This window comes from Buchnera aphidicola (Chaitophorus viminalis) (genome assembly GCF_026122795.1).
In the GTDB taxonomy this organism is placed as follows: domain Bacteria; phylum Pseudomonadota; class Gammaproteobacteria; order Enterobacterales; family Enterobacteriaceae; genus Buchnera_J; species Buchnera_J aphidicola_BK.
This window is the reverse complement of record NZ_JAIWQV010000001.1, coordinates 183,885-199,377: the sequence shown is the minus strand read 5'-3', so window position 1 is coordinate 199,377 and position 15,493 is coordinate 183,885. Positions and strand designations below refer to the sequence as shown.

The 15,493-nt window shown below is 18.2% G+C and carries 10 protein-coding genes, 3 tRNA genes and 1 pseudogene; 7 read left to right on the top strand and 7 right to left on the bottom strand.

Annotated elements, in window-relative coordinates:
* Positions 1-174: 174 nt before the first annotated feature.
* The 4 genes from rpiA to LDP12_RS01035 all read right to left on the bottom strand — a co-directional run bounded on the left by rpiA (position 175) and on the right by LDP12_RS01035 (position 1,302).
* Positions 175-840 carry a ribose-5-phosphate isomerase RpiA gene (rpiA, locus tag LDP12_RS01050; protein WP_265226524.1) on the bottom strand — a complete coding sequence of 222 codons (666 nt, stop codon included), beginning with the start codon at positions 838-840 and terminating at the stop codon, positions 175-177.
* Between the two features lie 172 nt (positions 841-1,012).
* Positions 1,013-1,084: transfer RNA gene (locus LDP12_RS01045), tRNA-Gln, on the bottom strand.
* A gap of 19 nt (positions 1,085-1,103) precedes the next feature.
* Positions 1,104-1,187 (bottom strand) — tRNA-Leu (locus LDP12_RS01040).
* Between the two features lie 41 nt (positions 1,188-1,228).
* Positions 1,229-1,302, bottom strand: a tRNA-Met gene (locus LDP12_RS01035).
* A 280-nt stretch (positions 1,303-1,582) separates the two neighbouring features.
* Between LDP12_RS01035 and LDP12_RS01030 the strand changes: the two genes are divergently transcribed.
* The 3 genes from LDP12_RS01030 (at position 1,583) to LDP12_RS01020 (ending at position 6,796) form a co-directional block, all read left to right on the top strand.
* Entirely contained in the window at positions 1,583-3,232 is a 1,650-nt protein-coding gene (locus tag LDP12_RS01030) for a glutamine--tRNA ligase/YqeY domain fusion protein (RefSeq protein ID WP_265226523.1), read from the top strand.
* Positions 3,233-4,264: 1,032 nt separating this feature from the next.
* The gene (eno, locus tag LDP12_RS01025) at positions 4,265-5,572 is read left to right on the top strand and encodes a phosphopyruvate hydratase (RefSeq protein ID WP_265226522.1); all 1,308 of its coding nucleotides are present in this window, start codon (positions 4,265-4,267) and stop codon (positions 5,570-5,572) included.
* 330 nt (positions 5,573-5,902) lie between these two features.
* Complete coding sequence (locus LDP12_RS01020) at positions 5,903-6,796, top strand: 5'-3' exonuclease (RefSeq protein ID WP_265226521.1); 894 nt, start codon at positions 5,903-5,905, stop codon at positions 6,794-6,796.
* A gap of 17 nt (positions 6,797-6,813) precedes the next feature.
* On the opposite strand, the gene yihA is transcribed toward LDP12_RS01020, so the two are convergent.
* Complete coding sequence (gene yihA, locus LDP12_RS01015; RefSeq protein WP_265226520.1) at positions 6,814-7,422, bottom strand: ribosome biogenesis GTP-binding protein YihA/YsxC; 609 nt, start codon at positions 7,420-7,422, stop codon at positions 6,814-6,816.
* 222 nt (positions 7,423-7,644) lie between these two features.
* Between yihA and typA the strand changes: the two genes are divergently transcribed.
* Entirely contained in the window at positions 7,645-9,462 is a 1,818-nt protein-coding gene (typA, locus tag LDP12_RS01010) for a translational GTPase TypA (protein ID WP_265226519.1), read from the top strand.
* Positions 9,463-9,469: 7 nt separating this feature from the next.
* Here the strand turns inward: typA and gmk are convergent, their stop codons facing one another.
* Both gmk and ygfZ read right to left on the bottom strand, forming a co-directional pair.
* Entirely contained in the window at positions 9,470-10,096 is a 627-nt protein-coding gene (gene gmk / locus LDP12_RS01005) for a guanylate kinase (RefSeq protein WP_265226518.1), read from the bottom strand.
* Between the two features lie 139 nt (positions 10,097-10,235).
* Positions 10,236-11,192: a tRNA-modifying protein YgfZ gene (gene ygfZ, locus LDP12_RS01000; protein WP_265226517.1), complete on the bottom strand. Its 957-nt coding sequence runs from the start codon at positions 11,190-11,192 to the stop codon at positions 10,236-10,238.
* Between the two features lie 260 nt (positions 11,193-11,452).
* On the opposite strand from ygfZ, the pseudogene prfB reads away from it, so the two are divergent.
* The 3 genes and pseudogenes from prfB to lysA form a co-directional block, all read left to right on the top strand.
* A pseudogene (prfB, locus tag LDP12_RS00995) lies at positions 11,453-12,499 on the top strand (peptide chain release factor 2); the annotation flags it as partial.
* A gap of 3 nt (positions 12,500-12,502) precedes the next feature.
* Positions 12,503-14,029, top strand: a complete 1,527-nt coding sequence (lysS, locus tag LDP12_RS00990) for a lysine--tRNA ligase (RefSeq protein ID WP_265226516.1) — start codon at positions 12,503-12,505, stop codon at positions 14,027-14,029.
* Positions 14,030-14,058: 29 nt separating this feature from the next.
* Positions 14,059-15,303 (top strand): diaminopimelate decarboxylase, encoded by a 1,245-nt coding sequence (gene lysA, locus LDP12_RS00985; RefSeq protein WP_265226515.1) that lies wholly within the window; start codon positions 14,059-14,061, stop codon positions 15,301-15,303.
* Positions 15,304-15,493 lie beyond the last annotated feature (190 nt).

Sequence of the window (15,493 nt, the reverse complement as noted above, 5' to 3'; positions counted from 1 at the left end):
AATATTCATAAATTAAAATTTTAAAAAATATTTATTTAAAAATTTATTAAATTTAGTTTTTATAGACTATAAATTTTAAATTTTATAAATTAAAAATTTTTAATTTTTAATTTATTTGATTCTACATGATATAATTTTTTTTTAAATAAATATTTTTTATAAATTTTAGAAATTTTAATTTTTATTTAAAATAGTTTGAACATGAGTATGATTACTAACTAATAAAATATCAGGTTTTCTTTGTGCAAAAATTCCTACAGAAATAACACCAGGTATATTATTAATTTGATTTTCTAAATATAAAGGATTTTTAATAAATAAATTTTTAATATCTAATATATAATTATTATTATCAGTAATAACGTTTTTTCTTTTTTTAACAATTCCTCCAAATTTTTTTAATTCTTTTTGAACATATTTATAAGCCATCGGTAAAACTTCTATTGGTAAAGGGAATTTTCCTAAAATATTTACTTTTTTAGTATAATCAATCATACATATAAATTTTTTAGATGCTGATGCAATAATTTTTTCTTGCATTAAAGCAGCACCTCCACCTTTAATCATATCCATATTATCATTTATTTCATCAGCACTATCAAAATAAATTGATAAATTATCTACATCATTTAATTTAATTATAGGAATTCCATTTTTTCTTAGACTAACTGTAGTATGATAAGATGATGAAATAGCTCCTTTAATACTATCTTTAATTCTACTTAAATATTTAATAAAATAAGATATAGTTGAACCAGTTCCTATACCAATTACTTTTTTTTTTGGTATATATTTTAAAGCATTTTTTGCTACTATTTTTTTTAAATTTTCTAATTTCATCAGATAAACACCAATAATTATTTTAAAAAAATTTTTTAATATAATTTTATAAATATTATAAGTTTAAAAAATAAAATTAATTTTTAAAATATATAAAAATCTTTCCCAAAATTAATTAAAAATATTAATATTTAATTTTAAAAAAATAAATAAAATTTTTATTTATTTAAAACTGGGGTACCTGGATTCGAACCAGGGATGTCGGTATCAAAAACCGATGCCTTAACCTCTTGGCTATACCCCAAAATTTCTTAATTAAAACATACGGAAGGCGAGATTTGAACTCGCATACCCAATTAGGCGCCAGAACCTAAATCTGGTGCGTCTACCAATTTCGCCACTTCCGCTTTTTCTATATTTAAATTATTATAATATAAATTAATTATTTTAGCTATGATGGGAATTGAACCCATGACCTCAGCGTTATGAGTGCTGTGCTCTGACCAACTGAGCTACATAGCTATATATTTTTATATCATATTTATTTAAAAATAAATTAAAATTTCTTAATTAATTAATTATCAAAATAAATTATAAAATTTCTTTATAAGAAATTGTTATAAATTAATATTTTTTTGATAAGAATATTAATTTTATTAATATTTCTTAATCTTAAATTTTTAAAATTATATCACATACAAACTAAAAATTCTATAAAGAAATCGCTACTAAAAATATTGTTTTTTAAATATATTTTTAAAAATAATCAATTTAATCTTACAAATTAATGGAGCACTATATAATGAAAATTAATAAAAATAAGAATTTTATTTATAAAATTATTAATAAAGATTTAAAAAATAAAAAATATACAAAAATACATACTAGATTTCCACCAGAACCAAATGGTTTTTTACATATTGGACATGCTAAATCAATATATTTAAACTTTAAGATTGCAAAAATATATAATGGAAAATGTAATTTAAGATTTGATGATACCAATCCTGACAATGAAAGTAAAATTTACGTTAAATCTATACAAAAAGATATTAAATGGATGGGTTATAAATGGAATAAAAAAATTTTTTATGTATCTCAATATTTTAAAAAACTATATAAATATGCAAAAATTTTAATAAAAAAAAAATTAGCATATATAGACAAATTATCTAAAAAAGAAGTAAAAAAATATAGAGGAACTTTAACTCAAAAAGGAAAAAATAGTCCTTATAGAAATCAAAGTGTTGAAACAAATTTAAAATTATTTAAAGATATGAAAAATGGAAAATTTAAAGATGGAGATATATGTCTTCGAGCAAAAATTGATATGAACTCTTCAAATATAGTTATGAGAGATCCTGTATTATACAGAATAAAAAAAAATCTACATTATCGTACAAAAAATAAATGGTACATATATCCTACATATGATTTTAGTCATTGTATTTCAGATTCTATAGAAAAAATTACTCATTCTTTATGTTCATTAGAATTTTTAAATAATAACCAACTATATCAATGGATTTTAAAAAACTTAAATATAAAAAATCATGCTAAACAATATGAATTTTCTAGATTAAATTTAGAATATACTACTCTTTCAAAAAGAAAATTAAAAGTTTTAATACAAAAAAAAATTATTTCAGGATGGAAAGATCCTCGCATGCCAACAATATCTGGATTAAGAATTAGAGGATATACTCCTCAATCTATTAAAAATTTCTGTAAAAAAATAGGAGTTTCTAAAAAAAATCATTTAATTGAATTTTCTTTATTAGAACATTGTATACGAGATCATTTAAATAATATCGCTTATAGATTTATGGCAATTATAAATCCATTAAAAATTATTATTACAAACTTACCTAAAGAACATAATCAAAAAATAATTGTTAATAACCATCCTATATATAAAAATATGGGAACTCATGAAATTTATTTCAATAAAACTATATACATCGATAAAAATGATTTTAAAGAAATAGCAAATAAAAAATATAGAAGATTAACAATGAATCAAGAAGTAAGATTACGTCATGCATATATCATTAAAGTAAAAAATATTGAAAAAGATTCTTTAGGAAATATAAAAAAAATTTATTGTACATATGATCAAAATACTTTAAATAAAAATCCTTCAGATAGAAAAATAAAAGGAGTAATACATTGGGTTTCTAAAAAAAATGCTATTTTAGCTAAATTTAGAATTTTTAAACATATTTTTTCAATTAAAAATCCAGATTCACAAAAAAATTACTTAAAATATATTAATCATAAATCAATTATAATTAAAAATGGTTTTATAGAAAAAAGTCTTATTAATCATATAAAACAAAAATATTTTCAATTTGAGAGAGAAGGTTATTTTATAATTGATAAAAAAGAAACTTTTAAAAATAAAAAAATTACTTTTAATAAAACTATCTCTTTAAAAGGAAAAAAACATTAATAATAAATATAATTTTAATAAATATTTTTACATAAAAATATAAATAATTATTTTATAAATAAATTTTAAATATTTAAAAAAAATATGTTTTTAAAATATTAAAGTTATAAAATTAAATTACATATGAATTTAAATTTAAAAATTATTAAATCTATTTAAAAATTAAAAAATAATTTAAAATATTAAATATATTTCATTTGTAAAAATCATATATTAAATTTTTATTAACTTTAAAAAAATACTTTTTATATTTATTTAACTTTAGTAATATGTAATTTATACTATTAATTACATTAAAAATAAATTTATTTAAAATTTTAAAAAAAATTTTATTTATAGATATTAAAATTAAATATTTTATTTTTTAAATAAAAAAAATCCTAAAAATATCAATAAAGATGTTACAATGAAACTTATAAAAAAATTTCATTACTAAATTTATATAAATTCAAAAATTATTAATTAAAACATATAAAATAACAATATTGATCAAAATTAATTTAATTGTTAAACACAAAATATAAAATATTCAACTATTTTAAAATATTCAATAAAATATGAGTTTAAAAAAAAAACAAATAAATAAATTCAAATTTCAGATCAAATATTATTTATAAAATTATTTAAAATATATGATTTTAAATATTTTTTTCAAAATTAAAATTATTTTATGAAATTTTTAAAAAAATTAATAAGAATAAAAAAAAATAAAATTTTATTTAAATTTCTAAAATTTATAAAATATTATTAATTTTGTAATTAAAATAAAATAAAAAAATAATATAATATTAAAAATACTCATAACAAAAAATTATTTTTTTAAAATATTTGTATATATACGTAATTAGTTAAAATAATTACACTAAAAAAAATAATTTCTAATTAATTATCTCAATTGATCTAAAAATTTAAATCTAAACCTCAATATAAAAATCTTTAATTTAAAAAAATTAATAAAAAATCTAAAAAAAAATATAAAAAAATTAATACAAAAATTATATCTATTTATATTAAAAATATTATGAGGAAAAAATGTCTAAAATAATAAAAATTATTGGTCGAGAAATTATTGATTCTCGAGGTAATCCTACTGTAGAAGCAGAAGTTCATCTTAAAAATGGTTTAATTGGAAGAGCTTCAGTTCCTTCTGGAGCATCTAAAGGTTCTAAAGAAGCTTTAGAAATAAGAGATGGAAACAAAAAACGTTTTTATGGTCAAGGTGTAAAAAAATCTGTTTCACTAATCAATAATTTAATATCTAAACATTTACTAAATGAAGATTCTTTAGATCAAAAAAATATTGATAAGATAATGATAAAATTAGATGGAACACAAAATAAATCTATATTAGGAGCAAACACTATGTTAGCTGTTTCTTTAGCTAATGCAAAAGTTGCTTCTATATTTAAAAAAGTATTTTTATTTGAACATATTGCAGATTTAAATGGAACTTCTAAAAAATATTCTATGCCTCTTCCTATGATGAATATTATCAATGGAGGCAAACATGCAAATAATAATATTGATATTCAAGAATTTATGATACAACCTATATCTGCTAAAAATTTTAAAAATTCTATTAGAATGGGATGTGAAATTTTTTATTCATTATCTACAATATTAAAAAAAAAAAATATGAGTACAGCTGTAGGAGATGAAGGAGGATACGCACCAAACATAAATTCTAACGAAGAAGCAATTCTTTTAATATTAGAAGCAATAGAAAAATCAGGATACAAAATTAAAAAAGATGTAACTCTAGCAATAGATTGCGCAGCATCTGAATTATATGATATTAATAATAAAATATATTATTTAAAAGGAGAAAATAAGAAATTTAATTCTTATGAGTTTACTCAATATTTAAAAGAATTATCATATAAATATCCTATTTTATCTATTGAAGATGGACAACATGAATCTGACTGGAAAGGATTTGCTTATCAAACTAATATTTTAGGAAAAAATATTCAAATAGTAGGAGATGACTTGTTTGTAACAAATAATAAAATTTTAAAAAAAGGAATTAAAAATAAAATTGCTAATTCGATTTTAATTAAACCAAATCAAATTGGAACATTAACAGAAACATTAAAAACTATTCAAACAGCAAAAAAATCAAATTATAATGTAATTATTTCTCATCGTTCCGGAGAAACTGAAGATGTTACTATTGCAGATTTATCTGTTGGAACTTCAGCAGGACAAATTAAAACTGGTTCATTAAGTAGAACAGATAGAATTGCAAAATATAATCAATTAATTAGAATTGAAGAATATTTAGGAGATTCTCAAGTTAAATATAATGGCTTTAAAGAATTAAATATTAAAAAAAAATAATATATTTTTAAAAATTACTTACGTAGTAAAATACTTTATTGAATAAATATTCTATTTTACTACATTTAATATTTTAAATTGTTTCAAAAATAAATATATTTTCAAAAAATATATTAAAATTTTATTCTGAAATAATATATAAATAATTAATTTTAAAATATATACATATAAAATCAGATAAAAAATTTAAAAAATAAATTAATTTATTTAAAAATTTTTATTATTTCACATACAAAAAATATTAAATAAATTTCTATAAAAAATATATTCTTCTATGAATATACTTCTAAATATTTATTATATTACTTTACTATAAATTATATTTTACAAATGAAATTTTATAAAAAAAAAATTATTATAATTATTGATGGTACAAACCATTTATATAAATCATATTTTACTTTTAAAAAATTTAAAAATAAAAAAGGTCAACCAATAGGTGCAATATATGGAATGTTAATTATGTTAAGAAAAATTTTTTCTGAATATAAACCAAAAAAAGTAATAGTAGTATTTGATCATAAAAAAAAAAATTTTAGAAAAAAAATATATAAAAAATATAAATCTAATAGAATCAAAATTCCAGAAGATTTAAAAAATCAAATTAAAAAAATTATAAAAATAATAAAATATATGGGTATTACTGTATTAAAAATACCAGGAATAGAAGCAGATGATATTATTGGAACCGTTGCTAAATATCAAAGTAAAAAAGAAAAAAAAATATTAATTTTAACAAATGATAAAGATATGACACAACTAATTAATTCTAAAATACATATTCTAAATCATCAAAATAAAATAATTACTAAACAAGAAGTCATACAAAAATTTGGTGTAAAACCAAAATTAATAAAATATCTATTAGCAATATCTGGAGATCAATCAGATAATATTCCAGGAATACCTGGAATTGGAATTAAAACTGCTCAAAAAATTCTTGAAAATTTTAAATCTTTAAAAGAAATTTATAAAAATTTAAAAAAATTATCATTATTAAATATTAGAAATGCAAAAAATCTTCCTCAAATATTCAAAAAAAATAAAAAAATTGCATTTATATCTTACACTTTATCCAAAATTAAATTAAATATAGAACCATCATTACTAAAAAAAAAATTTAAGTTAAAAAAACCCATAATACAAAAGATTTTAGATCAATTTAAAAAAAATAATTTTACTAGTTTGATAAAATCTTTTAAAAAAAAAAATTGGTTTGATTAAAAATGTTTTTTAATAAATTATAAATAATTTTTAAAATATAAATCATTTAAAATAGTTTTTAATTTTAAAATTCCAATTTTTTTTAAAGATGAAAATAATTGAACTGATGCACAAATTTTTAATTTTTTAAGTTCTTTTTTTGCCAAAATATATTTTTTATATCTTAAATTATAATTAATTTTATCACATTTATTTAATAAAATAATTATTTTAATATTTTTTTTATTTAAAAAACTCATAATTTCTAAATCAATTTTTTTAAAAAAAAACTTTATATCTACTATAATTACTACTCCCACTATAATATTTCTGAATTTGACATATTCTTTAATTTTATTAATCCATATTGAACTAGAATTCTTATTAAATTTAGAATAACCATATCCTGGAAAATCTATAATTCTAAAATTTTCATTAATTTTAAAAAAATTTATTAATTGAGTTCTTCCAGGTGATTTACTAACACGAGATAACTTTTTTTTTTCACACAATACATTAATTAAAGTAGATTTTCCTGTATTTGAATAACCAAGACATATAACTTCAATACCAGAATGAATATTTATATCAGAAACATTTAAAAAACTCTTAAAAAAAATAGTAGAATTAAAATTTAAATTTTGCATATATTCCTTATATTTAAACTAGAAATCTTTAAAAATAAATAATAATATTTTTATAAATAAAAATTTAAAAAATATGTTTTAATATAATATAATTTTTATAAATATTATATATGTATTAATATAATATTTATAAACTTTAATTAATTTTAAAAATTTATTTTTTATAAAAAAATATATTATATTCTATATACACTAAATATTTAAAAAAACAGGATAATTTTAATGAATCAAAAATTTAGAAATATAGCAATTATTGCTCATGTTGATCATGGAAAAACTACATTAATCGATAAATTATTACAACAATCAGGAGTTTTTAAAAGTCATGAAGAAAAAAAAGAACGAGTGATGGATAGTAATGATTTAGAAAAAGAAAGAGGTATCACTATTACTTCCAAAAATACTTCTTTAATGTGGAAAGGATATAAAATTAATATTGTAGATACTCCAGGACATGCTGATTTTGGAGGAGAAGTTGAAAGAGTATTATCTATGGTAGATTCTGTTTTATTAGTAGTTGATGCATTAGATGGACCAATGCCGCAAACTAGATTTGTTACAGAAAAAGCATTTAAATATAATCTTCATCCAATTATAGTAATTAATAAAATAGATAGAAAAAACTCTAGACCAGATTGGGTTATAGATCAAATTTTTGATTTATTTGTTAATTTAAATGCAACAGATACTCAATTAGATTTTCCTATAATATATACGTCTGCTTTATTAGGTTTATCTGGATTAAATTATAATAAATTAGAAAAAAATATGAATCCATTATTCAAATCTATAATTAAATATACTCCCTCTCCAAAAAAAAATATTCATAAAAAATTTAAAATGCAAATTTCTCAATTAGATTATGATAATTATCTTGGAGTAATTGGAATAGGAAGAATTCGATCAGGATATATAAAACAAAATCAAAATATTAAAATTATTGATAAAAAAAGAAAAGTTTATTTTGGAAAAATTAATAAATTACTGACATATTGCGGATTAAAAAAAAATGAAATAAAAAAAGCATATTCAGGAGATATTATAGCAATTACAGGTATAGAAAACTTAAAAATTTCAGATACTATATGCGATATAAAAAATAAAAAACCTCTTCCAAAATTAAATATTGATGAACCAACAGTAAAAATGTTTTTCTCCGTAAATTCTTCTCCTTTTTCTGGAAAAGAAGGTAAATATGTTACTTCAAGACATATTTTAGAAAGATTAAAAAAAGAAAAAAAACATAATGTAGCATTAAAAGTCAAAGAAACAGATGATACAAGTGTATTTTGTGTATCAGGAAGAGGAGAATTACATTTATCTATTTTAATAGAAAATATGAGAAGAGAAGGATATGAATTAGAAGTTTCACGTCCTAAAGTTATTTTTAAAGAAATTAATGGAATAAAAAATGAACCATTCGAAAATGTCATACTAGATATAGAAACAAAACATCAAGGAACAATTATGAAATATCTAGGAGAAAGAAAAGGAGAAATTAAAAATATGATTTCAGATAACAAAGATAGAATTAGATTGGAATATACTATATCTAGCAGAGCTTTAATTGGCTTTCGTTCTGAACTAATAAATATTACATCTGGAACAGGTTTATTTTATTCCTCTTTTAGTCACTATTCAAAATCATCTAAATTAAATATTGGACAAAGAAGAAATGGAGTATTAATATCTAATAATACAGGAAACGCTGTTGCTTTCGCGTTATTTAACCTACAAGATAGAGGAAAATTATTTTTAGGTCATGGAGCTAAAGTGTATCAAGGACAAATTATTGGAATGCATAGTAAATCTAATGATCTTACTGTAAATTGTTTATTAGGAAAAAAATTAACTAATATGAGAGCTTCTGGAACAGACGAAGCTATAAATTTAGTTAAACCAATAAATTTTACATTAGAACAAGCAATGAGTTTTATTAATGATGATGAATTAATAGAAATCACACCTAAATCTATTCGTTTAAGAAAAAAAATATTAACAGAAAGTAAAAGAAAATGCGCTTTAAGAAAAAAATATTAAAAATAAATTATTTTTTTAATAAATTATTAATTAAATCTTTATATTTAATATTTTGATAATAAATAGATAATTTACAAGAAGTAATAATAGATTTTAAATGAGAAAGTGCTAAATTAAATTTATCATTAATTATTAAATAATCATATTCTAAATAATGTTTAATTTCTTTTGAAAAATTTTTCATTCTATTTAAAATTACCTGTTTATTATCTTGATTTCTTTTTTTTAATCTTAAAAATAATTCTTTTTTAGATGGAGGTAATAAGAAAATACTTTTTACATTAGAAATTTTTTTTTTTATTTGTTGAGCTCCTTGCCAATCTATATCTAAAAATATGTTTTTTCCTTTTGATAATAATAAATTAATATCTTTCAAAGATGTTCCATAATAATGATTAAAAATTTTTGCATATTCTAAAAATTTTCTTTTATAAATCATTAATTTAAATTTTTTTTTAGAAATAAAATTATAATCTACTCCATTTATTTCTTGAGATCGAATATCTCGAGTTGTAAATGAAATAGATATATTCATATTTAAAGATTTTTCTTGATTTATAAAAGACTTAATTAAACTAGACTTTCCTGTACCGCTAGGTGCAGAAATTATAAAAAGTGTTCCCGATTTTTTCATATAAAAATTTTATACTCATAAACGTTAATATAATATAGAATATTTAAAACATTATTTAATTTAAACATTAAAATAAATTTCTATAAAATAATTATTTATTAAAATCTAAAATATATAAATATTATAAATCATTAAAATATTAATAATTATAGAAATAACTATTATTGATTTTATAAATGAAATTATTTTTAAAAAATTTATTTAAAACTACTTGTGCATAAATAAACTTTTTACTTACTTTTACTGAACTTAATAACACACCTTTTCTAATCCAAGAATTATTATTTTTTATATAAACAAAATCTCCAGGAGTAAATCTTTCATTTATATATAAACTATATAAAACACATATACATTTATTATTTAATTTTTTATATTTTATTTTAGAGATTTGTTCTTGTCCAATATAACACCCTTTAGTAAAACTTATACCATTAGGAAATTTATGTAAATGAATATTTTGTGGAAAAAAAGTAACAGAAGTATTTTTTTCAATAATAGGAATTTTTTCTTCAATATCTACAGATGACCATTGATCACTATAATTAAATATAGCATTTTTTTTATTTTTTTTTAAAAAATTAAAAACTTTTTTACGCGGATAAAGAAATAAAAATCTTTCTATTTTTTTTTTAAACCATAACATAGTTATATTTTTTTTATGTAAAATAGAATTTTTTTTATTTGGTAAAACTTTAATTATTTTATTTAAATAAAAACGAGATTCTTTACCTAAAATCCCTAATAAAGTAAATTTTTTATCTAAAGTTATTTTTACATCAAAAAAAATAGAATATTTTTTCATTTCTTGAATTTGCTTTTTATATACACTTTTACGTAAAATATAAAAATAACTATTTTTTCTTTTAAAAAGTAAAATAGTGCTAAAAATTTTTCCTTGATAATTACAATTTCCACAAAAAAAATATTTATTGTTAGGAAAAAATTTAATGTCAGAAGTAATCTGATTTTGTAAGTATTTTTTTTTATCTTTTCCAGAAATTTTTATTAAAACTAATTCATCTAAATACACAATAGAAAAAAATATATTTTCTATAGGTAGAATAATATTTTTTTGAAAATAAAAATTTTTCATAATTTTAAATTTATTAAAAAAAAATCTTTTAAAAGAAATAATAATTAAATTTTATATGAAAAAATAATTATTGAAAAGAAAAATATTTATATTAAAATATAAAATTTTTAAAACTGTTTTAAAATGTTAAATCTTAAAATATTAAAAATATAAAGAATTTCGCATAAATATCATTTATATTATATTTATTTAAATAAGAAAATAAAATATGAAAATAATTCAAAAAACTTTTAAAAAAATTTTAAAATGTTCTTCTAAATTTAAAAAAACTAAGGAATATCTTTAAATTAAAAAAATATCAAGAAAAATCTCAAGAAATTAATGAAAAATTACAAAATAAAAATAACTGGAAACAAATAAAATTAATTACAAAACTTAATAAAAAAAAAAAAAAAATTGACAAAAAAATTAATTTATTAAAATTAATAAAAAAAAAAATTATAGAAAATAAAAATTTATTGAAATTATCTTATGAACTCAATGATTTATCAATATTAAAAGATATTTCAAAAAATATATCTAAAATTAAAAATAAAATTAAAAATTTAAATTTTTCTCATATGTTTAAAAAAAAACATGATAAAAAAAATTGTTATATTGAGATTCAATCTGGATCAGGTGGAATAGAAGCTCAAGATTGGTCTAAAATATTATTTAAAATGTATTTAAAATGGGCTCAAAAAAAAAATTTTAAAACTAAAATAATATCAGTTTTATATGATGAATTTAATGGTATTAGATCTGCTACTATTCAAGTTAAAGGAAAATATTCATTTGGGTGGTTAAGAACAGAATCAGGAATACATCGATTAATACGTAAAAGCCCATTTAATACAGGAAATAAAAGACATACTTCTTTTAGTTCAATTTTTATCTATCCTAGTATAAAAAAAAATAAAGAAATAAAAATTAAAAAATCAGATTTAAAAATAGATGTATATAAAGCTTCTGGAGCAGGAGGACAACATGTAAATAAAACAGAATCAGCTGTTAGAATAAAACATATACCTACTGGAATTATTGTGAAATGTCAAAATAATCGCTCTCAACATAAAAATAAAAAATATGCAATTCAACAAATTATTTCAAAAATTTTTACTATAAAATTAAAAAATCAAGCTTTAAAAAAAAAAAAAATTGACTCAAAGAAATTAGATATTAATTGGGGAAATCAAATTAGATCATATATATTAGATGACTCGCGTATTAAAGATGAAAGAACTAAATTAGAAACAAGAGAAATACAAAAATTTTTAAATGGAAATCTTGATGTATTTATTAAAAAAAGCTTAAAAATAGGATTATAAAATATGATACAAAAAACTAAAAAAATAGATTTACTAAAAAAAAAAAATGAAAATAATGAATTTAAAAATAGAAAATTAAAATTACAAAAACTAAAAAAAAAAGGATTTAATTTTCCAAATAAATTTAAAAAAAAAAATTATTTTCATGAAATATACCTTAAATATAATTCACAAAATAGAAATGAACTTAAATCTAATCAAAATAAAGTACAAACAGCAGGAAGAATAATTCAAAAAAGAATTATGGGAAAATCAATTTTTATGCATTTACAAGATTCTGAAGGAAAAATTCAAATATATTGTAGACAAGATTCTTTAAATTCTACAAAAAATAATTTCAAAAAATTTAAAAATCTTGATTTAGGAGATATTATAGGAATCATTGGTACAATTTTTAAAACTAAAACTAATGAACTGACTATACATTGTAAAAAATTTATTTTATTAACAAAATCACTTAGATCTCTTCCAGAAAAATTCCATGGATTAGTTAATAAAGAAACAAGATATAGAAAAAGATATTTAGATTTTATCTCTAATAATAATTTAAAAAAAACATTTAAAAAAAGATCTAAATTAATATCTATAATTAGAAATTATATGAATAAAAAAAAATTTTTAGAAGTAGAAACACCTATGTTACATAATATTCCTGGAGGAGCTATTGCTAAACCTTTTATTACATATCATAATTCTTTAAATAAAAAAATGTACTTAAGAATTGCTCCAGAATTATATTTAAAACGTTTAATTATAGGAGGGTTTGAAAAAATATTTGAAATTAATAGAAATTTTAGAAATGAAGGTATATCTACACGTCATAATCCAGAATTTACAATGATGGAAATATATATTGCTTATTCTAACTACAAATATTTAATGAAATTTTTAGAAAATTTAATACGATATTTATCAAAAAAAATTAACAAAAATTATATAATAAAATATAGAAAAAATATCTTTGACTTAAAGAAACCGTTTTTAAAACTTACAATGAAAGAATCTATTATGAAATTTAATAAATTTATTCATTTAAAAGATTTTAAAAATTTAAATCAATTAAAGAAAATTACAAAAAAATTAAATTTAAAAATTAAAAATACATGGGGAATCGGAAAAATTATTACAGAAATATTTGAAAAAACAGTAGAAAAAAAACTTATTTATCCAACTTTTATTACAGAATATCCAATAGAAGTATCACCTTTGGCAAGAAAAAAAAATAATAATGAATTTTTTTCTGATAGATTTGAATTTTTTATAGGAGGTTATGAAATAGGAAATGGATTTTCAGAATTAAATGATCCAGAAGAACAAAAAAAAAGATTTAAAATTCAAATTAAAAAAGAAGAATTAAAAAAAAATAAAAAAAAAAAATATGATAAAGATTATATATTAGCTTTAGAACATGGAATGCCTCCTACAGCTGGATTAGGTATTGGAATTGATAGATTAACAATGATTTTTACAAATCAAAAAAATATTAAAGATGTAATAATGTTTCCTAATATGAGACTTATTAAAAAATAAATTTTACTTAATAAAAAAAATAAAACAAAATGAATATCTTAATAAAAAAAAAAAATAATATTGATTCAAAGAAAATTTTAAAAATTATTAAAAAATATAAAACTCCAGTTTGGATATATAATAAAAAAATAATTAAAAAAAAAATACTAGAATTAAAAAAATTTGATATTGTTAGATTTGCTCAAAAAGCATGTTCCAATATTCATATATTAAAAATTATGAAAAAAAATGGAGTAAAAGTTGATGCTGTTTCTCTAGGAGAAATTGAAAGAGCTTTATACGCTGGTTTTAAAGGAAATAGTCAAGATATTATTTATACTTCTGATATTATTGAAGATAATACATTAAAAAAAGTTATTTTATATAAAATTCCAATTAATATTGGATCTATTGATATGATCAAAAAAATTGGTAAAAAATCTCCAAAACATAAAGTTTGGATTAGAATTAATCCAGGATTTGGACATGGACATAACAAAAAAACTAATACAGGAGGAAAAAATAGTAAACATGGAATTTGGAATTCAAAAGAAGCTTTTAAATTAATTAAAAAATTTAATTTAAAATTAATTGGTTTACATATTCACATTGGATCTGGAGTAAATTATATTCATTTAAAAAAAGTCTGTAAAGCAATGATAAAAGAAGCAATCTCAATAAATCATAAAATATCTTATATATCAGCAGGTGGAGGATTAACTATTCCATATAAAAATTATAAAGAAAAAGTTAATATTAAAGATTATTATAAAATATGGAATAAATCTAGAAATAAAATTTCTAAAAAACTAAATTGTAAAATTAAACTAGAAATAGAACCTGGAAGATTTTTAGTAGCTGAATCTGGTTTATTGGTATCTAAAATAGAAAGTATAAAATATGTAAAAAATAGAATATTTATATTATTAAATTGTGGTTTTAATGAATTAATACGTCCAATGTTATATGGAAGTTATCATTATATTTCTGTTTTACCTATGGATAATAGAATTTTAGATTATTCAAATACAATGGAAGTAATTGTTGGTGGTCCTTTATGTGAATCAGGAGATATATTTACACAAAAAGAAAATAATCATTTATATACTATAAAAATACCAATAGTTAAAATTGGTGATTATTTAATAATTCACGATGTAGGAGCATATGGATCATCTATGTCTTCTAATTATAATAGTAGACCTTTAATTCCTGAAATTTTAATAAAAAAAAATAATTTTATACAAATTAGAAGACGACAAACAATACAAGAAATGTTATCTCTAGAAATTTAGTACTATTTTAAAATTTAAAATTTAAAATTTAATATTAAACATTATTAACATTTTAATTATTAATTAATAAAACATATAAAATTAAACATATTTATAATTTTATCAAGAGATTTTTTTTAAATTCTATTCAAAATAAAATTATGTTCAAAAATTTTTCATTTAATATTTAAATAAATTATATGAAAAATAA